This is a genomic window from Epilithonimonas zeae (assembly GCF_023278365.1).
Lineage (GTDB): Bacteria > Bacteroidota > Bacteroidia > Flavobacteriales > Weeksellaceae > Epilithonimonas > Epilithonimonas zeae_A.
This window is the reverse complement of record NZ_CP075338.1, coordinates 1,196,429-1,218,260: the sequence shown is the minus strand read 5'-3', so window position 1 is coordinate 1,218,260 and position 21,832 is coordinate 1,196,429. Positions and strand designations below refer to the sequence as shown.

General features: G+C 36.1%; 20 protein-coding genes. 9 read left to right on the top strand and 11 right to left on the bottom strand.

The features are described 5' to 3' along the window. Positions 1-4 precede the first annotated feature (4 nt). Complete coding sequence (gene dinB, locus KI430_RS05310) at positions 5-1,147, bottom strand: DNA polymerase IV (protein WP_248877222.1); 1,143 nt, start codon at positions 1,145-1,147, stop codon at positions 5-7. Between the two features lie 61 nt (positions 1,148-1,208). Between dinB and KI430_RS05305 the strand changes: the two genes are divergently transcribed. Further along, complete coding sequence (locus KI430_RS05305; protein WP_248877221.1) at positions 1,209-1,985, top strand: XRE family transcriptional regulator; 777 nt, start codon at positions 1,209-1,211, stop codon at positions 1,983-1,985. A gap of 143 nt (positions 1,986-2,128) precedes the next feature. Beyond that, positions 2,129-2,737 carry an alpha-ketoglutarate-dependent dioxygenase AlkB family protein gene (locus KI430_RS05300; RefSeq protein WP_248877220.1) on the top strand — a complete coding sequence of 203 codons (609 nt, stop codon included), beginning with the start codon at positions 2,129-2,131 and terminating at the stop codon, positions 2,735-2,737. Positions 2,738-2,854: 117 nt separating this feature from the next. Here the strand turns inward: KI430_RS05300 and KI430_RS05295 are convergent, their stop codons facing one another. The 3 genes from KI430_RS05295 to KI430_RS05285 form a co-directional block, all read right to left on the bottom strand. After that, positions 2,855-4,549: an FAD/NAD(P)-binding protein gene (locus KI430_RS05295; RefSeq protein WP_248878274.1), complete on the bottom strand. Its 1,695-nt coding sequence runs from the start codon at positions 4,547-4,549 to the stop codon at positions 2,855-2,857. A gap of 443 nt (positions 4,550-4,992) precedes the next feature. After that, positions 4,993-7,221 carry an ATP-binding protein gene (locus tag KI430_RS05290; protein ID WP_248877219.1) on the bottom strand — a complete coding sequence of 743 codons (2,229 nt, stop codon included), beginning with the start codon at positions 7,219-7,221 and terminating at the stop codon, positions 4,993-4,995. 626 nt (positions 7,222-7,847) lie between these two features. Further along, positions 7,848-8,675 carry an alpha/beta fold hydrolase gene (locus tag KI430_RS05285; RefSeq protein WP_248877218.1) on the bottom strand — a complete coding sequence of 276 codons (828 nt, stop codon included), beginning with the start codon at positions 8,673-8,675 and terminating at the stop codon, positions 7,848-7,850. Between the two features lie 315 nt (positions 8,676-8,990). On the opposite strand from KI430_RS05285, the gene KI430_RS05280 reads away from it, so the two are divergent. Continuing rightward, positions 8,991-9,518 (top strand): DUF421 domain-containing protein, encoded by a 528-nt coding sequence (locus KI430_RS05280; protein ID WP_248877217.1) that lies wholly within the window; start codon positions 8,991-8,993, stop codon positions 9,516-9,518. A 35-nt stretch (positions 9,519-9,553) separates the two neighbouring features. Here the strand turns inward: KI430_RS05280 and KI430_RS18110 are convergent, their stop codons facing one another. From KI430_RS18110 to KI430_RS05270, 3 genes are all read right to left on the bottom strand, one after another. Further along, positions 9,554-9,871: a CPBP family intramembrane glutamic endopeptidase gene (locus KI430_RS18110; RefSeq protein ID WP_379955526.1), complete on the bottom strand. Its 318-nt coding sequence runs from the start codon at positions 9,869-9,871 to the stop codon at positions 9,554-9,556. Between the two features lie 351 nt (positions 9,872-10,222). Next, positions 10,223-10,708: a DUF4385 domain-containing protein gene (locus tag KI430_RS05275; protein WP_248877216.1), complete on the bottom strand. Its 486-nt coding sequence runs from the start codon at positions 10,706-10,708 to the stop codon at positions 10,223-10,225. A gap of 328 nt (positions 10,709-11,036) precedes the next feature. Further along, positions 11,037-11,486: a ferritin-like domain-containing protein gene (locus KI430_RS05270; protein ID WP_074235160.1), complete on the bottom strand. Its 450-nt coding sequence runs from the start codon at positions 11,484-11,486 to the stop codon at positions 11,037-11,039. Positions 11,487-11,763: 277 nt separating this feature from the next. Between KI430_RS05270 and KI430_RS05265 the strand changes: the two genes are divergently transcribed. Further along, positions 11,764-12,468 carry a type II CAAX prenyl endopeptidase Rce1 family protein gene (locus KI430_RS05265; RefSeq protein WP_248877215.1) on the top strand — a complete coding sequence of 235 codons (705 nt, stop codon included), beginning with the start codon at positions 11,764-11,766 and terminating at the stop codon, positions 12,466-12,468. A 380-nt stretch (positions 12,469-12,848) separates the two neighbouring features. Here KI430_RS05265 and KI430_RS05260 read toward each other — a convergent pair whose 3' ends face one another. Continuing rightward, a complete protein-coding gene (locus KI430_RS05260) occupies positions 12,849-13,277 on the bottom strand; it encodes a hypothetical protein (protein WP_248877214.1) in 429 nt (142 codons plus the stop codon). Positions 13,278-13,527: 250 nt separating this feature from the next. On the opposite strand from KI430_RS05260, the gene KI430_RS05255 reads away from it, so the two are divergent. Both KI430_RS05255 and KI430_RS05250 read left to right on the top strand, forming a co-directional pair. Continuing rightward, positions 13,528-14,013 carry a T9SS type A sorting domain-containing protein gene (locus tag KI430_RS05255; RefSeq protein ID WP_248877213.1) on the top strand — a complete coding sequence of 162 codons (486 nt, stop codon included), beginning with the start codon at positions 13,528-13,530 and terminating at the stop codon, positions 14,011-14,013. A gap of 22 nt (positions 14,014-14,035) precedes the next feature. Continuing rightward, positions 14,036-15,832: a collagen-like protein gene (locus tag KI430_RS05250; protein WP_248877212.1), complete on the top strand. Its 1,797-nt coding sequence runs from the start codon at positions 14,036-14,038 to the stop codon at positions 15,830-15,832. Positions 15,833-15,965: 133 nt separating this feature from the next. Here the strand turns inward: KI430_RS05250 and KI430_RS05245 are convergent, their stop codons facing one another. The 3 genes from KI430_RS05245 to KI430_RS05235 are packed head-to-tail and all read right to left on the bottom strand — an operon-like array spanning position 15,966 to position 18,235. Further along, the gene (locus KI430_RS05245) at positions 15,966-16,448 is read right to left on the bottom strand and encodes a hypothetical protein (protein ID WP_074235155.1); all 483 of its coding nucleotides are present in this window, start codon (positions 16,446-16,448) and stop codon (positions 15,966-15,968) included. A 24-nt stretch (positions 16,449-16,472) separates the two neighbouring features. Next, positions 16,473-16,892, bottom strand: coding sequence for a Dabb family protein (locus tag KI430_RS05240; RefSeq protein ID WP_248877211.1), 420 nt, complete (start codon positions 16,890-16,892; stop codon positions 16,473-16,475). Between the two features lie 14 nt (positions 16,893-16,906). Further along, complete coding sequence (locus KI430_RS05235; protein WP_248877210.1) at positions 16,907-18,235, bottom strand: hypothetical protein; 1,329 nt, start codon at positions 18,233-18,235, stop codon at positions 16,907-16,909. A 161-nt stretch (positions 18,236-18,396) separates the two neighbouring features. On the opposite strand from KI430_RS05235, the gene KI430_RS05230 reads away from it, so the two are divergent. The 3 genes from KI430_RS05230 to egtD all read left to right on the top strand — a co-directional run bounded on the left by KI430_RS05230 (position 18,397) and on the right by egtD (position 21,828). Then, positions 18,397-19,089, top strand: a complete 693-nt coding sequence (locus tag KI430_RS05230) for a response regulator transcription factor (RefSeq protein WP_074235153.1) — start codon at positions 18,397-18,399, stop codon at positions 19,087-19,089. Next, a complete protein-coding gene (locus KI430_RS05225) occupies positions 19,086-20,471 on the top strand; it encodes a sensor histidine kinase (protein ID WP_074235152.1) in 1,386 nt (461 codons plus the stop codon). The genes KI430_RS05230 and KI430_RS05225 overlap by 4 nt, the downstream gene beginning before the upstream one ends. 376 nt (positions 20,472-20,847) lie before the next feature. Then, positions 20,848-21,828 (top strand): L-histidine N(alpha)-methyltransferase, encoded by a 981-nt coding sequence (egtD, locus tag KI430_RS05220; protein WP_248877209.1) that lies wholly within the window; start codon positions 20,848-20,850, stop codon positions 21,826-21,828. The last annotated feature ends 4 nt before the right edge of the window (positions 21,829-21,832 follow it).

The following is a 21,832-nucleotide window of genomic DNA, read 5'->3' as shown; positions in this document are numbered from 1 at the left end:
TACATTAATTTATTAATCCCGAAGCCCGTCCGACACTATGAATCCCAAATCTACCCTTCAACTGATCCATAGTCTGATATAATGAGATCAACTCTTCAGTATCTTCAAAAAGATTCATCTGGTGACTGCCATGAACCAGTCCCGTAAACTTCACTCCAATCAGACGGATTCTCATCCTTCGGGTATATACTTTATTAAAGAGTTCCAAAACATATTTCAGCAAGGTGTGGTCTGCTGAAGTATAGGGCACTTTACACTGCTTGTTCTCGGTGTCAAAGTTGGCATAGCGTATCCTTACAGAAACGGTTGAGGTCAGCCATTTCTCTTGTCTTAGCTGATAGCATAATTTTTCCACCATTCCCGACAGGATACTTTGAATATGAAGAATATCAATGGTATCCTCAGAAAAAGTGGTTTCTGTGGAAATCGATTTTCTTTCTGAATAGGGTACTACTTCTGTCTCATCGATACCATTGGCTTTTTTCCAGAGCTCCTTTCCGTTTTTGCCTATTAACTCCTGCAGGACGCCCACAGGCATTTGAGATAAGGTTTCTATTTTTCTGACACCTAATCTGGAAAGCAATTCAAAAGTGACATTGCCGACCATTGGAATCTTTTTCACGGAAAGCGGATTTAAGAAAGGCTTTATATATTCAGGCTTCACTTCAAATCTTCCCGTTGGCTTAGACTCTCCCGTCCCTATTTTAGAGACGGTCTTATTCGAAGATAATGCAAAACTGATCGGTAATCCAGACTGCTTTGTCACTGCTTGTGCGATTTCATTAGTCCATTTATAGCATCCAAAGAATTTGTCCATACCGGAAAGATCCATATAAAATTCATCGACGCTTGCTTTTTCTAAAACGGGTACTTTTTCCTGAATAATTTCAGTCACCATATGAGACATATTAGAATAATAATCCATATCCCCTTTAATGACCCTAGCCTCGGGGCACAAACGCAACGCCATCCTTATTGGCATAGCCGAACGAACTCCAAACTTTCTCGCTTCATAAGAGCAGGATGCCACCACGCCACGATCTCCCCCTCCGATAATGACAGGCTTTTTCTCCAATACAGAGTCTCTCAGCCTTTCACAGGAAACAAAGAATGTATCCAGATCCATATGTACAATTGCTCTTTCCATTGTACAAACTTAGTTACATTTTGAAACAAATTTTGTATTTTTGTTGTCTAAAATTGTAACAATGTCAAAATTCTCTGATAACATCGTGTTCCTGAGAGGGAAGAAAAATAAGACTCAGCAAGAGCTGGCAGATTTGTTAATTCTTACCCGATCCAGGTATGTAGCTTATGAATATGGAAGGACAGAACCACCCTTTGAAGTCTTGGTTAGAATTTCACAGTACTATAATATCAGCACTGATCTTTTATTAACTGTAGATATCAGGAAATTTTCGATCGATGAGATTATGGAACTTCCTGACAATAGAATAATTCTGCCCATCAGGGTAGATCAGGATGGAAACAATCAGATTGAGATTATTCCACAGAAGGCTTCTATGGGTTACTTAAACGGTTACGGAGACCCGGAGTACATAGAAAGTCTGGAGACTATATCATTACCTTTCTTAAAAGGGGGTAAGTTTAGGGCATTTCCTGCTGACGGTGATTCCATGCCGCCTTATAAGGATGGAACTTACATTGTAGGAAAATATGTCGAAAACCTTTCTGACTTGAAAACGGACAGGACTTATGTTTTTATTACCACCAATGATGGTATCAGTTACAAAAGGTTTCAGTTTCACGAAGCGGACGGTATTTGGGTTAAAGCTGATAATCAATTTTATGAGCCTTATAAAATTCCACTGCCTGAAATTAAAGAAATCTGGGAATTTGCATGCAGTATTAATACAAAGGAATACGAAGCGGATGAATTTTCTGAACATCATATCCAAAACTTTATGACAGAAATTAAAACAGATATAAAGCAGATCAAAGAGACCCTCGATGATAAGAACTGAATTTATTCTGGGTACAGTTAATAACTACTTGAAAAATACCCTCATAATAAAAAACTTCCCAGAAGGGAAGTAAAAACACAAATGAGGAAAACTCTCCCTTAGGAGAGAATTTCAAATGTTTACTAAAAATTGAATAACAGTTTATGACGCAGCTCAGTTTATTTGATTCCGAAAAATTTTATGAGTTCCCTAAAAACCTTGTAGAGTATAAGGAACAATTTTTAAATACTGAAGAAGCGGATCAGTTAAAAGATCTGCTGCTGCACAATACACCGTGGAAGCAAAGTACTCAGAAAATGTATGACAAAATGGTATTGACCCCAAGATTGACAGCATGGTATGGCGATGAAAGCACATATAAGAAAGAAGATGGGAAAACCGGAGCTAATCCATGGACACCCGAACTGCTGTCATTAAAGGCCAGGATCGAGAAAGAGTTTGGTTATCAGTTTAACGGCGTGCTATTAAATTTGTACCGAGATAATAATGATTCCGTAGCATGGCATCGAGACAAAGAAAGCCGTTATGGCAAGCGTCCAGTCATTGCATCTATCAGTCTAGGGCAAACGCGAAACTTTGATTTCAGAAAGATGGACCATCACCAAAGCAAATACAGACTGCCACTTCCTCACGGCTCTTTATTAATTATGAAAGGTGACCTTCAGGAGCATTGGGAACATAGAATTGCCAAATCAACCATTCCGATGAAAGAGAGAATTAATCTGACATTTCGATTGGTTAATATATCCTAAGTTTTGTTGTCTAAAAAAAGACTGCATAGCAGTCTTCCTTCAGGAATTAGATATGTAAAAACAATAAAATTCTAATCGATATTTCTTTAAATTTTAAATTAACTTTTAATAATAATATTAACTGGCTACATTTTTAATATCAGACATTTCGCTGCTGATATCAGTAATCTTAAGTGAGGCTACAATTCTCTCAGCGGCAGTATCACAAAAGTCCAGTCCCGAATAGTCAGGGTTGAGTCCGCCTATAAAAGGCACAGCCATAATATAAAGACTATTGATAATCTGTCCGTAAGCATTTAAAGCCTGGAAAAAATCGTTGATTTTCAATCCGGGTAATTTCAGATAATAGTTATTATTATATCCTTGGTAAACTTGTGCTTCGCCTTCTTTGATTAATTCTAATGCCTTCTGATTATCCCTGAAATCAAGATACGCTGAAGTAATTAATTCAGTATGTTTCAATCCTTCGAAAGGAAAGTCATTAAGGTTAAAGGACTGTTGCCCTATAGCATCAACAAACATAGGATAATGTTCTTCCCTTCGCTCGTTATCAATTGAAGTATAATGGTAAACTGCTCCTGAATTACCGTTAGGAACTACCCGGCTTTCTTTATCCACCTGAACCAGATCCAGCAAACCTGCTTCATATAACGATATCAGTTCTTTATATGATGCCTGTGGCAATGAGGCGATAATGACAGAGATAAGAGGCATCATTGTTTTTCTCAAACGAAGCATATCCTCTGCTGAAAAATGTTTAGCAGGATAATTCATAGCATAGCTAAAGGCTGCCAGAGTTTCTTTCCAGCTGATTGATTCTCTACGTTTAATGGATTTTTTTGCCTCCTTGTACTCTGCTTTGAAAAGATCAAAACTGTCAAGTTCTTTTCGTAGTTTCATCATTTCTTCTACAAAAGTTTCCATATCCATAGCCTTAATCCTATCGTAGAATTCAGGGTCTTTAGCTTTCAGTGGCTGCTTAAAATTAAGATCAAAAACATAATCCAGGTCCACAAATCCAGCATTGTTACTTTTGTATTCGTAAATATCATGCAGTGACATCAGCCATGAACTCGAATACGCCTCACCATCTGAATGAAAACGCAAGGCAGGCAAAAATCCACCTGTTGAAAATAAAGTGATTTTGAACTGATCAGATTCCGGATTAAGATGATAAGTCAGCCTGCCATCCTGATCAGCCTCATAAGTTCCATTAAGACGGGCTAGTGTCTTTACAGCATCAACAGCCGTTAGGGAAGTGCCTCTGATGGCAACCGGACCATTAAACGGTGACGTGAACTTGGAAGGCGGGTAGGGAGAGTCATACCATCCACTGACAGCATCTTCATAAGTTTTAGGCCAGTGGTGACCCGTGCATAAGACTATAATGTCGGCTGAAAAGCATTTCTCGTTTTCAGTTATAATCTTATAAGATTGATCGGCTGTTGATTCAATATCGATGACTTTGCAATTGGTTTTGAAGACCACTTCAATATTTTTCTTTGTTAGAGTTTTAATATAATGGTCGAAAAGATATTCCATATAATTTCCCAGGAGGAGTCTTGGAATTACTTGGTTAGGGTTGAAGCTGCCTTTGTCAAAGTAATCCGGATGTTCATTGGTTGGATGCTTGCTGATATAATCTTTAAAACTTATCGCAAAGCTGGGAAGTTCAGCAGCAGAAACATTAGCAACATGTTCATTATTAGAGCCGCCTCTGCCATAAGGCATGCCTACACCAAGTCGGTCATTCTTTTCAAATATGAGCACCTTACAAGCCGGGCAATGATTCTCAGAAAGATGTTTAATCATCATTAGTGCTGCAGGACCGCCGCCAATAATTGCGATTGTTTTAGGATATATATTTTGCATCTACTTTTATTTCACAGCAGATATTCAAAATATATTCCACAATTAATTATCATCCACTAGTTATAAGCTTTGAAAATATTGAGAAAAGAATTTTCTTTACTTCGTCTTCTAGAGAATCATTATCAGAAAACAGTATCTTTTTATGAGTTTTCCAAAATGCACTGCTATAATCAATACGAATTATACTTTTGGAAATGGTTTATAGTCTGCCTCATTTTACTTCTTTATCTTAAACCAAACCCATAGTGAATCTAATACTTAATCAGAGTTCTTAATAATCAATCAGTTTGTTACTGAAATAAAATTCGAAACTCATCTAAGACTTTGTAAAATAGGTAGACTTATTTCGGAGTCTATGCAAATGAAATGTGTCAGATGTGTTATCAATGATTCAGTGAATTACGGAATAAAACTTGAGAGCCAGGAAATTTAAGATAGAAAGTTGTGCCTGAGTCAACTACACTTTCAAAATCCACACTGCCTCCGATCTTTTTCATAATATTATCGACAATGGATAATCCGACACCATTTCCGAAGAAAGATTTGGAGTTAGTCATACGGTTAAAAACCTTGAAAACATCGTGTTTTGAGTCATAGGGTATGCCAATGCCGTTATCCTGGATTTCATAAATAATCCAATTACCTTCAACAGCTGATCTAATGCTTACTTGTGGTGTTTCCTTCTGAGAAGAATATTTTACAGCATTGGTAATAACATTTTGAAAGACCTGCTGAATAAGGCTTTTTTCACCAATAACAGGATAAACTGATCCAATATGGATTTCAACATCTTCATTGTAGGTCAATTTAGAATCGAGACAGACTTTATTGATGATGTCTGCAGGATCGATGCTCTGAAAGTTGTACTCCGAATGTTTAAGGCGGCTCAGTCTCAGAACATTATTCATCATTTCTGACATATTATCGATTTCGTTGAGTACATTATGAATTTTATCAATAGTCGGCTGATCTGTATTATATTTTGCCATCAGCTGCATATTCAGCTTCATCACAGTCAGTGGTGTTGCCAGGTCATGTGATATGGTGTGAGAATAACTGTCTAATTCTTCATTCACTCTTTTAAGTTCTTCATTAAGGAAATTCAGATCCTTGTTGGCTCTCTCAGTTTTATAAAGAAATTCCTGCGCAGTCTGGTCAACAACTTCTTTTATTTTCTGTAGTCTTTGAATATCTTTTTTTCTCCAAGGCCGTGATTTATTAACCACTTCTTCGCAGTAGATCGCAAAAGACTGTCTAGGGGAATAAGTCAGTTTTTCTTCCTTGTAAAAGTTTAGCATGGCAATTTCTTTTTCTGGTCTACCAGCCCAATTGATATGGTCTTTGTATTCACGCCGGAACCATATCATTAGATCACCCTGAGCTTCATTTAAAAAGCAGGAAGCAATACCGCAACAATTTTTATCCAGTCCAAGTTCGGTATTAAATTCATTGTAAAAGGAGTGATTAAAGTAAAACCCTTTGTGAGATTGGGATTGCAACCAATGTGCTATGCTAATAATAAGTTTGTTGTCCGGTGTATCGCCAATGCTTATAATCTGACCATCAATCAGGGCTGCAAAACCATCTGTTTCGGATAACATATGAATAAGGGCTGAATGTTCAAAAATCGAATCTTTGAAATTATTTTTAGACAGCAGTTGAAGCTTAAGTTCAAAGCAGCTCTTACTCAGTTGCTTATCATAGCTAAGCGCAAGAGAAGCTTTGTATGAGCTGTATGAATTCGCTGCTATAAATGTGGCGATTTCAGATAATATCCTGCCATCAAGATCAATATGTCGAGCTGTTGAATGATGGCAGGTAACCATACCCCAAAGCTCATTATTAATAATAATTGAAATACTGAAGCTTGAGGCAATCCGACCATTTTTAAGATACTGAAGATGAACCGGGGAGATCGCTCTAATCCCAGATAAACTTAAATCGATGTCAGGTATAGCACTAATAATTGGAACTGGTTGTGACTCGACGTCTGAGATAATACGTTTATAGTTTTTCAAATATAGTTGTCGCGCCTGCTTTGGAATATCGCTTTCAGGATAGTGTACATTGAGAAAACTTTCCAAATCAGTGTTTTTTTCTTCAGCAATAACGCGTCCTGTTGCATCGGCATTAAACTTATATATCATTACCCTTTCGTAACCAGTAATATTTGCGATATCCTTTACAAGTGTATTCCATATCTGGTTGCCATCTTTAGTTGATATGAGATTCTTAACGTTTTTAAGAGCTTTCTGTTCAGCATTATCGGCTAAAATAACTTGCTCCAATTCAATATATAGAAGATGATTATATGTATAAACGACAATATGATATTCTTGGTGATTTAATGTAATACGTCCGCTGCATTTAACCTTATCCGAATGATCTGTAATAGCGTCTTTATATAGAGGGTGCTCAGCAATACTGTTAAAACAATTAATGCTGTTAAGACTTTGATTGATAATATTTTGATCAAAATCAAATATATCTGCTAAGTTTTGGCTGTAAAAAGCGATTGATAAATTTTTTGTATTAATTCCCAGCAGATAACCAAAGTTTTGTATATAGCCAGGTGTATTGATAACAATGTTATGACATTGGGTTAATTCCATTCCTTAAAAACTGCAGATTTCGAAGCTGGCTAAAAATTTTTAATGCCGCATGGACAGAAGAAAGACCTTATAAGCTAAATGCAGAATGCACAGGTATGAAAAGATGATGCCAGAACCACCAATTTTGATATTTGTACTGCGATTAACAATATGAAGATTATACTAAATCAGTTCCAATGGCAACCTCTTGCTTACAATTGTTGTACACACTTTAGATTAATGGTAGATGGAAACCTGGCAATTAAGACGATATAGTTAAGCAAGACTTAGCCATAGTGGGAGCAGGGGATGGGCTATTCTCGAAAAAAAAATATCATAAATCTGACGAAGTAGAGCAGGCGATTAAAGACTGTCTGGATAATGCTGGACCTTATCTCTTATAAATATGTACCAATCCAATGCTCTGGCTTTACAGACCAGAATTAAATTGGAACAGCTGCTGGAAATGTTTAAATCTATAGAGTATTTGATAATATTAGTAAAACTTGATAAGTGGTGGATATTATCAAACGTAATTAAATAGATATTAAAAATATCCTTTAGATTTTACTAAGCTTTAACAAAAATAAAGAGCAACATCAATTCACGTTGCTCCTTGTTTATATATAAAAAGTTTTTGGAATATTTTACTGTTTTAAGAATTCTATAAGAATTGGATTCAATTCTTCGGCATGAGTAATATTTAGTCCGTGTGGAGCACCTGAAATAACATGATACTGACTATGACCTATCAGTTGCGCTGCCTGATCTCCTGCAGTTTTAATAGGAACAACTTTATCATCATCTCCGTGAACAATTAAGACAGGAACGGTCACTGCACCTACTTCAGATCTGAAATCCGTATTAGCCCAGCTTTCCGCTGCTTTAATTGTTGCAATGGGTGAAGCCTGTGAAGCAATGTTCCAGTCGTAATCAAGCTGTTTTTGGCTCACAGATTTTGATAGAATACCATAGTTGTAGAAATCCATGTGAAAACTCTCCAAAAAGTTGAGGCGATCATCTTTGAGGTTGTTTATAATCTCATCAAGTTTTTCCTGCGGAACACCGTCCGGATTATCGTCCTTCTTTTTAACGAGTGGGATGATGGAAGCTACAAGCGCAATTTTTGAGATATTATCACTTCCGTAATTGGTGATGTATCGGATCACTTCACCACCACCCATTGAAAAACCTACAAGTGCTGGTTTTCTAAGTTCCAAGTGGGATATCAGCTGGTGAAGATCTTCAGCTAATGTGTCGTAATCATAACCATTGCTGCTTACAAATGACTGACCAAATCCTCTTCTGTCATAAGTTATCACGCGGTGTCCTGCATCTAAGAGCGCCTGAATCTGAAGTTCCCAGGATTTCCCGCTTAAGGGCCATCCGTGAATTAAAATAACAGGCTCTCCCTGTCCAAGGTCTTCGTAGTAGATGCTATATTGTGCATCTTGATCTTTTGTAATGTACGGCATATATTTCTATTTGATTAATAATGTTTTCCTATAACCAAACATCAGACCATCAAAATAGTAATGAGTATAGTTAACAGTCATTTTGATATAATGTATAGACCCTGTTTATTAAAAATATTTAAATTATAAATTAAACCTTGATGCCAATATTGGACGCATACAGTATTTTTGCACCCGGATCTCATGCATATATGAGTTTTCATGGTTATTAGTTTTTATCCTCGCCTGGCGGGGATTTTTTTATAAGCAGTACATAATTCTCACAGCATTAATTTTCTGGCATTATTTTGTCAATTGAAAATTAAATCTAAAAAAATGAAAGAACTGCTTTTTGAGAATTGGGAAAAACTCGGACAGGTGGCACTAATGACCGTTATTTCATTTGTTATTCTTTTCCTATTCATAAGAATATCGGGTAAGCGAACCCTGGCCAAATTTAATGCCTTTGACTTCGTGGTAACAGTGGCATTAGGTTCAACTTTAGCTTATATGATGCTGGCCATGGTTCCTTTAGCAGAAGGTGTGATGGTTTTACTGTTAATTATAGCGATGCAGTATTTCTTCGCTAAACTTGCTAGTACTTCAGACAAAATGGAACATTTAATTAATTCGTCACCACGTCTACTTTTCTATAAAGGAGCATACCTCAAAGAAAATATGAGAACTGAAGCAATTACTGTGGATGAAATTTATGCTGTCGTCCGTCAGGCAGGTATAGAAAAATTAGATGAAGTTTTAGCTGTAGTTATTGAACTTAATGGTGAGATCAGTGTGATTAAAAAATCAGATATCATAAGCGGTTCAAGTTCCTTGCAAGATATTAACATTCCTGGCAAGCATTAGGTATTTTAAAATTTATTATTCTAAATATTACGCTCCTAAATAACAAAAGAACCAATAGTGAATAGATTCCACACAAAGTGGGACAGGATGACCCATCTCAAGCTGTTGGTTTTTTGATAGGTTATGCACCATATTATGCTTGTAATGAAGATAAATAATATCATTTCCCACGTAGTAGATTGTCTAAAACTTGCCTGCAAAACAACATAATTAAAAGTAAACAGGAGGTTTGAATATAAAGTAGAGGCAGTCGCATTCCAATGCGGTGTTATATCGGTCAGAAGCCCGCGCCAGTAAAACTCCTCAAAAAAGGGATTGAGTACTGCAATTAAAATATAGGATGTAACTAACATCCAACTACCACAGAAGTTTTTGATGTTGGAAAAGATGTTGGGGTATAGCAAAACGATCAGTAACGAAACTATAGACAATAGCCAATTTTTAGAAGGTCTTTTTAACCATAATGTCACAAGATCAGTTCCACCATTCATTGAGATGAAAAAGATGATCATCATCCATTCTATCATCGTAATCGGAATAAATGACCATTCTATTACCTCATATTTAAATACGAAAGAGCTGCATTTATTAAAAACGATAATTATAATAGGAGAAATTATAGTGAGTAAGTCAGAATGTCTTTTCACAATATATTATTTTCATCAATAACAAATATGTTTAAATTATAGACATAAAAACAATAGTTATCCCCTTGTTTTTTTCCATGCGGTTTTCAGAGCTGCGTACTGCTTATTATTTTCTGCTGCTATCCATTTTTGGTAGAATATTTCTGCAGATTTAGCTTTCTCGGGGTCACCAGTTCCTTTTTTTAATTGGTTGTAATCATTTCCTGTGTCATATTTTTGCCCACCTTTATAATTAAAATAGCGCCGTGCTCTTGTAAATCCCATCTGTAGGTATTTTCTCGCCATATCAGCACCTATAAAATCATTATTTTTCAGGTACTCTAAAAATAATAAGTAAATCTTTTGTGAACTCTCTTTTGCAATTAATTCGGTTTTAAAACGCCAGTAAGGATCGATTTCAGACTTGTAGGGTTCGCATATTAAAACGCCCTGTTCGCCTTTTCCCACTTTATACAATTCAGGATACTTCCTGTAGTCAACATCAGGCTTCCAAGGATAATCTTTCGTTTTAAAATTTAAATAGCTGGGTTTATTCTGATTCATAGTTATGATTTTACAAAATAATTGCCCTCAGCTCAAGCAGCGATAATCAAAATTGCAGATAGATACTGAGTGTACAATTCGGATGCTAAATTTAGCGCCAGGAGATAATATTTCTGCAAATTGGCTATGTCTCCTTTTTTATCCCTCAAGCATTTAAGCTAGTAAAGAACTGTAAAAGATGATGGATGTTTTATGAAAATTAGCGTCATTGAATCAATTTAAGTTTCATTGTAACTTAATATAGTAATAAAAAAGGTCTAAAAAGGGATAATATTAGTGTATGGCTTTTATCCCCTTTTAATCATCATCAAATGTAATCCTCAATAATTTAGCTTATTTTTTCAAGCACTTTAAATTTATTATAGGAAACACTAAGCTGCTGTAAATGTTTACCAATTACTGCCTCGCTCTCGCGGCAAAGCTCACCGCTATTGAGCGCATTCTGGAAGGCGTCTATAGCCGCTTTCTCTCCAAAAACTACATTTTCAAGCGTGGATTCAGCTTTATCAGAAGCGAATGTATCCTTAATATCAATCCAGGCTCTGTGGAATGCACCGGAAATGCTGGTTTGATCATCAGGATTTCCACCTTTGCTTTGAATCAGGTCGATTAATTCCTCTTTCATATCCCATGCTTCTGCCACCATATCATCATAAGCAGGTCGAAGATCGTTGTAGTTTTCCCATGCCTTTCCGGCGACTTTTGCAAATCCAGCGATTCTGTCATTCGTGATATTAAGCAAATCGTTTAATATCGAAATTGTTTTGTCATTGTTCATAATAATACGTTTTAGTGTACTAGCACATTTGCAAGAATGATGCCTGTAAAATAAGCAATAACAATTTTAAGATGTATTGAATTCTGATGTTGGAGACTGATTCGCAATCGATAATTTAAAGAAGAATTACTTTGGCGCTTTTTTTTAAAAAGTTGACTCTATATGTATAGATATAAATTTCAACAAATCGTAATATTTTTATTAGAAAAATTTAATATAAATATGTATCCTGAACTGTGCTTGAACATAAAATTAATGTGATATATTTGAGCTGCTAATGATAAGACTACAAAACTTTTTTCATTTTGTAACAGGCCGTAAAACATCTCCTTCAACTGCAGGTGTGCGGTCTAAAATAGTGTTTACATTATGGATGATTCCAGTCCTGTTTTTTGTAGTCTTGTTGTCTTCAATGATTCAAATGATATGTTTCCGCTGGGGGATTGTTGATCCTGTAAGATCTTTAGGTATAATACCTTCATATATGAAATCGATGTCATCATGTCAAATAATGTTGGAGATAGCTATTGTAGCTCCTCTATTTGAAGAATGTGCTTTTCGAGGACCCTTACAAAATAATGTAAAATGGTTTATGTTGGGTCTGGTTGCATTCTTTTATTTAATAATCTGCAGAATTGCTGGTTTAAACTTTTATGAAATAAGTGCTTCTACTTCCGCTATTTTCATATTTGCATTAATAACAATGGTCATTCCCAAAAAATATATCTTAACCTTTATAAATTACTTGAATACAGATTTTTTAAGAGGTATTCTTATTTGGTGTAGTGCCTTTTCTTTCGGATTTTGGCATTATTACAATTTTGATTTTAGCCAATCTGATATTTTAAGCATTGTTGTTACACTTCTGCCATTCATCTTAAATGGTTTTATACTTTCATATGTTGCTGTGAAAAATGGTTTAATATGGAGTGTTATTTTGCATGCACTGAATAACATTTGGCCATTAATTTTATGGTTGTAAGCGTATTTTCTTAAGTTTCGAGTTACAGATTCTGTGAGATTATCATTAGGAACATTCTAGACCGCAACGGTAGAATACGATAACCACTGAATCTTATATAATATTTAGCTTATCCCTACTTATCAATTTAATAATTGGGTTTAATACATAAAAAACCATTAAGCTTAGTCACGATAGCAGTTGGAACGTTTTGCTTACTAACGAACTATTGTGTAACTTTGTTAAGGCCTGTGGCCAACAGCAACAAGGCAGTTAATGATGAGTCCAACATATTTCATGAATCCATTCTTTGGGTTCAAAACTAATAAACAAGCATTATGTAAACTACATTAAATCCTGCCGCTTGGCAATAGCCAGTGTAAGTGTAGAATTAATTTTAATTATTCGATATTGCCTTTATATTTTTCAGCACCGTTAATATAGAGTATTGATTTGTTGGAATCATACTTATAATTTGAGTAGCCGTAAGTATTCTTGTCAACCTTCTTAAGAATCATCTGATCAGAACCATCAGGCAGAAAGAGCTCTATTTTTGAGTGATCGTCATTGTAAATGATGAATGCACTGATAACCTCTTGGTCTTTGCCGATTTCAATTGGGTTCAATCTAAAACCCTGGTTAAATACCTGTATGCAGTCCTGTTTTAGTTCGCTCCAACTTTGTCCTGCAGAAGACAAGCACCCGTGATTATCCTTTTTTCCCCCTAAGATAGGTCCATTGTCATTGTGTGAATCTTGAGGGGCGTCAGCAGATTTATTGCAAGCAAGTATTGTAGCAGCACAAAATATGCTGAGTGTAAATCTTTTCATAGAAGTTTGATTAATAATTCTTTACTAACAATACAAATGCCAATAATCTCAAAAAAAACAATGCAAACGCGAAATTGGACTTTTATCTATTTTAAAAGCTTATGAGCGGGCAGGATAGCGGGTGCAACTATTCCTAGAGTGCCACCTTAAAACAATTAATTTTATTTTGTCATAATTTAATATGATTATTGTAATATAAATGTATATTTGCGAAAATGCTTAAAACTAATAATTATATCCAATATATGATATGAAAACTACAATTTTAACGTGCGTTATATTCAGTCTCTGTTTTTCATACGAAATTTCTGCGCAAGAATCTTTGACAACAGCCGGTATAACAGCATCAAATATCTCAGGAAGCGTCAGCTCTACAATCGGACAGACTTTTAATGATACTGCAATATCTTCAGCAGGAAGTGCTGCACCAGGTGTACAACAGGCCTACGAAATTACCGAGAGCCTTGGTATTGATATCACTGAAATAACCTTAAATGTAAGTATCTATCCAAATCCGACAACAGATTACCTCAATCTAACGGTTGGACTTTCAGACTACAATAAGTACCGTTATGAACTGGTTGACAACAGCGGAAAATTATTAAAAGCAAAGTCCATCGGCCAGTCGAAGACTTCTATAGCGATGTCATCTTATCCAGCTGCAATCTATTATTTAAAAGTATCTAAAGGCGGCAAAGCTATTAAGATATTTAAGGTTCTTAAAACAGATAAATAACATAAAATAAAATTAATTACCTATGAAAAAGCTCTACTTTTTAGCGGCTTCACTGGCTGCTGTCATGGCATTTTCTCAAGTTCAGGATGCGATGAGTTATCAGGCTATCATCAGAAATTCAAACAACGAACTGGTTAAGAGCCAGAATGTCGGGATGCGGTTTTCAATCTTAAAAGGTTCAGCAACAGGACCTGTCGTTTACTCAGAAATTCAGTCTCAACCCACTAATGGTAATGGTCTCGTTACAGTTAAAATTGGATCCGGTAATTTACTTAGTGGTTCGTTTTCAAGTATTGACTGGGGTTCTGATACCTATTTTATTAAGATTGAGACAGATCCTACGGGTTCTAGTAACTACACAATAACCGGAACCTCTCAGCTTTTGAGCGTTCCCTATGCTTTATATGCTAAAAATTCAGGGAGTTCAATCCCTGGTCCCAAAGGAGATACAGGTGCTACTGGCGCAGCTGGTCCTCAGGGTATTCAGGGACTGCCGGGGGTAACCGGAGCAACAGGTGCACAAGGTCTTGCGGGTGCAACAGGAGCAACAGGCTTACAAGGTCCACAAGGAGAAACTGGTGCTCAAGGAGTAACCGGTCCTCAAGGAATTCAGGGTATTCAAGGTGTTACTGGTGCTACAGGATCAAAAGGAGAAACTGGTGCTCAAGGTATAACAGGCCCTCAGGGGATTCCAGGTGCTACCGGCGCTGCAGGATCAAAAGGTGAAACTGGTGCTCAAGGTATAGCGGGTCCTCAGGGAATCCAGGGAATTCCAGGCGTTACCGGCGCTACAGGATCAAAAGGAGAAACTGGTGCTCAAGGTATAGCAGGTCCTCAGGGAATCCAGGGAATTCCAGGCGTTACCGGCGCTACAGGATCAAAAGGAGAAACTGGTGCTCAAGGATTAACCGGTCCTCAAGGAATTCAGGGAATTCAGGGTGTACAAGGTGCTGCAGGTCCTCAAGGAGTTCCGGGAATTATCGGTGCCACAGGTTCAAAAGGAGACACGGGCGCGACTGGTCCTCAGGGTCCTCAAGGAATTCAGGGAATCCCAGGTCCTCAGGGATCAGTAGGAAACACAGGTCCTGTTGGTCCTACAGGAGCTGCTGGAGCAGGAGCTATTAATGGATCTGCAGGCGGACAAATCTATCTGACGAATGCTACTGCACCATATTCTGCAGGAAATCCAGTAACTATGACAGGCAATGTTACAATAGATGCAACCGGTGCAACCACCATATCATCGAATGTTGTCAGCAACGCTATGGTAATGGCTAACGCAATAACCACTTCTAAAGTGGCCAATGGTACAGTAACGACCAGTAAGATGGCAGATGGTGCCATTACAACATTGAAAATGGCTATGGATTCAAATGTTCCTGCGAATTCTGTGCTTATGAGTGCTACAGCAACAGGACAGTATCCAAGCAGTGCATGGCAGGCCGGAGTGGCATGGACTCCCATAACAGTTAATAAAATAACAACTACATCAGGTACGCCAAGTGCAAGCACTTTCCTAAGGGGAGACGGTACGTGGGCCTCTCCGGGAAGTGGAGGTGGAAGCGGCTTGTCTATGATTACAACCACGACAACCCAAACTTTGCCTTCAGCTGCACCTATTCAGTATGCTGTTGCTCTAACTGGCGCCAATGTAGGAGATACTGTTGTTATCAATCCTCTGACGACTATTAATGCAGGACAATATCTTCCTGTATTTTACGGTACTGTAACTGCTGCTGACAGCGTCCGTATTTACGTGTATGATGTTGGTGATTTTGGTAATAAATCATTCACATTTAAAGTTTCGGTCATACGATAATAAATAAATATAATAAAGCACCTTATTTCAAGGTGCTTTGTTTTTTCCTACGGTATTTATCTAATGTGGATTTCATTTAACTACCAGTAATCTGCATTATAAAATTCCCAGATAGAATTAATTTTTTATGTTATCAGTCATTCTTGACAAAATTGTCATCTGCATTTTCATCAATTGGGATGTAAAGTCTTTCCCATGATTTACTTTTTACCATATCCCAGCTGTGACCCTTTCCTTTAAGATCTTCTGCCAAAAGCACTGTTCCGGGTTTAATAATAAAGGTTGAGCCATCTGTCACTTTAAATCGAATATTTCCCTTCAGAGTAATAACATATTGCCTTCTTGGGGCTGGATGTGCATTTTTTTCCCAGTCTTCGGTCTTATTGCTCATCCAGAATGTTGTAGTATTTAGATGCTTCAGAGTCGGTATCCTTCCTTTCTCGAATGTACAAGAACCATCCGGATTATTGATAAGTCTTACTGCGGGAATATAATCTTTTGATTCCTCCTTATTGACTTTGATGCTAAGGTTTTTATTCTCTTTGTTTTGTGCATTCATTATTCCAAATGAGCTTAAGGCTAGGACAAAGCTAAGACCTTTAATGATGTTTTTCATTGTATAATTGATTTTATTTTAGGATTAATTATAGACGGTATCATAAACCAGCATTTTCTCAAACATTGGTTTGTATTTTTTAACTAGGGCAAGGTGATCAGGAAGTTTTCCATAAGCTTCAAGCTCTTCCAGACTTTCAAATTCCATTGAACCATTATAAGTATAACTACTGTCTAAGACAGCTCTCGGACTTGAGCCTGCTGGTTTCCCGTAACGTAAATTTTTCTGATAAGGTAATTTTTTAAGGCCTTCAAAAAAGTTTTCAAAGTCCTTCACTTCCGCTGCGGAAAGGTCTTTTCTAAGCCAAAAGAATAAATTATGTGTGTACACTTTTTTAGGTTTTATGGTATTGGTATTAGGTAAAACTGATGCGAGCATACTTCCAGAAATTAACATAAGGACAGAAGCTTGTAACGATCTGAATAAGAATTTTCTTCTTTCCATTTTATTCATTTTTTTTAATTAAAATCAATTCTATATTTAAGGACAAATTGCCACTGTCTGTCAGAAACAATACCTTTGTTTAAAGCATCTCCAGTGAATATTGGTCGGTTTTGAGCATCGAATGTCAATCGGGACGACATTCCGTTCATCAGTAATGAAATTCCTGCATCATAAACAATTACATTGTCCTGAAGTCCTTTAAGGTTAGATAGTTGCATTCCCACTGCGGGCTGTAATTGCAGATTCTTTTTATCTTTATTAAAATAAGGCAGTGTTCCTCCAACTTGTACATAATAGGTATTTCCGGTTCCGATCACGGGCATTGCATTTCCAGCCCCATTCAGACTTGCTTGCGAAGCATTAACGGAAGTTGCGGGATTATTGGTTCCAACGTATCGTACGTAATTGGGGCCATAATCATTGTACATAGCCATCCCATAAGCGCTGACTGAGGTTCCTCTGTCTTTGTTAATTGGTGCGTCATAGAACAGATCGACTGCATAATTCTGCATATCATCATTCTGAACATTATTATTAAAGTCTTTATGCCAGGTTGCATTATGAATGTAATCGAATCCTGCACCTAAACTCAAAACGTTCTTTTTGCCACCATATGTCCCAGAATTGAAAGGTGTGGAGATATTTTCTTTATCCAAAAAGGCATAACGGAAATAACCTGAGAAATCCTTACCCGGAGAATTTTTACTGAAGGTAGCTACATTCACTTTTGGTTCTGCAGTTGCCATTGTGTAAGGGTCTGCCACAACTAATCGGTAATCTAATCTTCCTAATTGACCTTTAGCATAAACACTTAATTCTCTAACAGTGTAATCTGTTGCTCCGGCATTTGAAGTGGCGTAAGCTGGCAAATCGTATAGCAAAGTATTCAAAGGTCCTGTTGTGAATCTCGATAATCCTCTCCAGGTTGAACGTCCGGCTCCAACGGCTATCTTATCATTAAATGCATATTCTGCGTATGCATCCAAGAGGTCGATATAATTACTTGCTTTCGCATTCATATTGACATTGGTAGTTCCAGCCTGCAAAACGAACATTAGTTTTTCTGTTGGTTTATATGTCATTTTCACCCTTACTCTTCTAAGAGACAAATCTGAAACATCCGATTTCGATTGATCATTGATGAGACTTCCTGGATTTAGTTGTGTATATCTTGCCCATAATTCAGCATAGCCACTAAAAGAAACGTAACGCGTATGTTCGTCATTAAGATAATGGGTGAGTCCTGGATTATTAAAGTCATTTTTTTTCTGAGCCTCCATTTTAACTGACATCCCCAATATGGTAAGTAATGTCAGGCCGGCTTTGATAGATTTTTTGTTCATAATATTAATTGTCCTCTTTTTGTTGATTTCAACGGAACAAAATTACTTTCTGAATTCTCGGATCGCCGTTAGAAAACTATTAGAAAATCTTTAGAATTTCATTAAAAGACTTTAAAAATGAAAATATGAGATACCTTTGTGTAAGATTTAAAGATTAACCGATGAAGGTTTTAATTATAGAAGATAATGTCCGTGTATCTGCACTTTTGAAAAGAGGTCTGGAAAGTCAGGGTTATCAGATTTACATTTCGGAAGATGCAGAAGATGCATTAGTGATGATAGATAGAATTGAGTTTGACCTCGTAATAACAGATATTATGCTTCCCAAAATGAACGGAATCGAATTGAGTAGATTGATCAAGAAAAAAAATCAAGAACTCCCTATAATTATGTTAACAGCTTTGGGAGCTATTGATGAAAAGATTGAAGGTTTTGATGCAGGGGCAGATGATTATATGGTGAAGCCATTTGAAATCAGAGAACTTTATGCTAGAATAAAAGCTATACTTGTAAGAAAGTCTTCCTCACAATTGAAAAATGAAGATTCTAATTATATCGAATATCACAATCTTCTAATTGATAAAAATACCAATCGCGTTTTTAGAAACCGGAAGGAGATCAATCTCACACCGAAGGAATTCAAGCTTTTGGTTTTTCTGATGAGTAATGCGGAACGTATTTTAACTCGAGATGAAATCGGTGAAAATGTGTGGGGAAATCATTTTGATACAGGAACTAATTACATTGATGTCTATATTGCTTATCTCAGAAAAAAAATTGATAAAGATTTTGACGATAAACTAATTCATACAAAACCGGCGATGGGATTTATTTTCACAAATCAATTAAAATGAAAATAGCCACAAGAACAGCGCTCATTTACGCTTTACTGACTGCTGGAATACTTTTCGTTTTTGCATATGTGCTTTATTTTGTTTCCGAGAAAAATAGGGAAGATGAGTTTAACGATCGATTGGGTTACAAGATTATTTGGAGATCAGAATTTATCTTCGATGCTAAAATTGATAATTTAAAAATTAAGGAGCTTCACGAACGCAACAAAAAAATGCTAAATGAAGCTGATATCAGTGTTTACAACAGCAAAAAAGAACTAATTTTTACTGATATCAATCCTTCTTCTAAAAACCACTATTATCTAAATCAACTGATAAAATCAAAAGAAAATCAAATCACCTGGCATAGAAAGGAACGTCAATATATGGCTTTTAAATATAGGTTTGGTGATAATGAGTTTTACATTATCGGCAGCGCAATAGATGTTACAGGAATCGCACATATTAAGGAATTTAAAAAAGATGTTATTGTCATTTATTTTATCTCTATCGCCGTTATTTTCATTATTGGTTTTTTGTTTTCTTATTATACTTTAAAACCTTTGAAAGATATCATTCTTCAGATAAGAGATATTTCTGAACATAACCTCCACAAAAGATTGGTTGTACCAAAGGCTAAAGATGAAATCTATGAATTGACGGAAACATTTAATTCGACCTTCAACCGTTTAGAAAAATCTTTCAATAACCACAAGCAATTTGTAACGACTATTTCCCATGAATTCCGAACACCACTTTCAATACTTATAACAGAACTGGAATTAGCTAAGGAATTAAATACAACCTTAGAAGATTATAAAAACTCAGTTGATAATGCTTTGCAGGATGCGCAACAGGCTTCGGAGCTTTCATCCGCTCTGTTAGATTTTGCAAGAGCCAGTTATGATGTATCACAAATAAGTTTTGTAAATCTACGGCTGGATGAGGTTTTAGCAGAGGCTAAAATTGCGTTACTACAGAAAAATCCGGATTACAGGGTGGGGATTAATTATGTCAATGGATTGGCTGATAATCAAGAAAACAGTTATGATTTTTGGGGAAATCCATACCTGTTACAAATTGCATTTCTAAATTTAATGGAAAATGCCTGCAAATATTCTTCAAATCAATATTGTCTGGTAGAAATTGAAGTGGTAAACGGAAATTTAAAAATTAATTTTATAGATCAGGGCATTGGAATCTCAGTGGAAGATCAGTCAAAAGTCTTTGATTTGTTTTACAGAGGCGATAATAAAAATTATCAAAAAGGAAATGGCATTGGATTATCCATCGTATCCCGAATTATTGAAGTACATCAAGGAGAAATATCATTAAAGTCCGTCCGTTCAGAAGGAACGGTTTTTATTGTCGATTTTAAATCTTACAAAAAATTCCAAGTCTAGATTAATCTTGAATTATTAAATAAGGTTTCTGGAATTCTATCAATTTTACCCTCTAATGTTTTGCAGTATTGCCGACCAGTGAGGTGATGGTGTTTAAAAGATTAATATGATGAGCTTATGGATTATCTTAATAAACTTCATATCGACGTTTCTTCCGAACTTAAATAACCTTTAAGTCTGTTTCAGCTTTACTTCAATTACATGCAGACAACTGTTGTTTGTGTGAGCTATTTAGTGGGTTAATTAATGACAATTACAAAAAGGTATTTGTAAATTTTTTTGTGATAAGATAAATGCTGTTAGATGAACAGGCATTAGCATTCGCTGTTGCGGCAAGATAGTTGTATTTAGCTAAAAACCAAACAAAATATAAACTATGATTGTAAAGTTACAAAAGGAACTTAAGTGTAAAAGTAAGCATTCTGATAGCTTTCGTTCGGAGGTTCTGGAAGGTCTGTCTAGTAATCCCAAAAGATTAGCTTCAAAATATTTTTACGATGAAACTGGTGACCGTCTATTTCAACAAATTATGGCAATGCCGGAGTATTACCTCACCAATTGCGAATTAGATATTTTTCAGAATAAAACTGACGAACTTATCAAAGCCATATCCAATATTAATGAATCTTTTGACCTGATTGAATTAGGGGCTGGGGATGCAATGAAATCATCTTTTCTTCTTAAAGATCTTGTGGCAAAATCAACAGATTTTACGTACATGCCTATCGATATTTCAGGAAATATTCTAAGTGTATTGCAGGAAAATATGAATCGAACAATTCCCGAACTAAAAATTATTCCTTTAGAGGGTCAATATTTTGATATGTTGGACGAAGCAACTTATATTTCAAAAAGAAAAAAGGTTGTATTATTTTTAGGAGGAAATATCGGTAATATGGATATTGACGAAGCCCGTCGTTTTTGTAGTGAAGTAAGAAGAAAGCTCAATCCCGGCGATTTGTTTTTGATAGGTTTTGATTTTAAAAAAAATCCCCATACGATTCTTGCAGCATATAATGATTCTGCAGGAATTACGGCGTCATTCAACCTTAATCTCCTCACAAGAATCAATCGTGAACTCCATGCCGATTTTGACGTGGAACAGTTTCAGCATTATCAGACTTATGACCCCATTTCAGGAGCTTGCAAAAGTTTTCTCGTAAGTCTTTGTGACCAAAAAGTCAAGATTAACAATCATTCAATTTATTTTAAAGCAAATGAATTGATCGATATGGAAATCTCACAGAAATTTTCAGAACAGGATGTTAAAGATTTGGCAAAAGATTCAGGATTTCACATTCTTACAGAAATTAATGATTCTAAAAACTGGTTCGTAGATTCTATTTGGATGGTGTAATTTA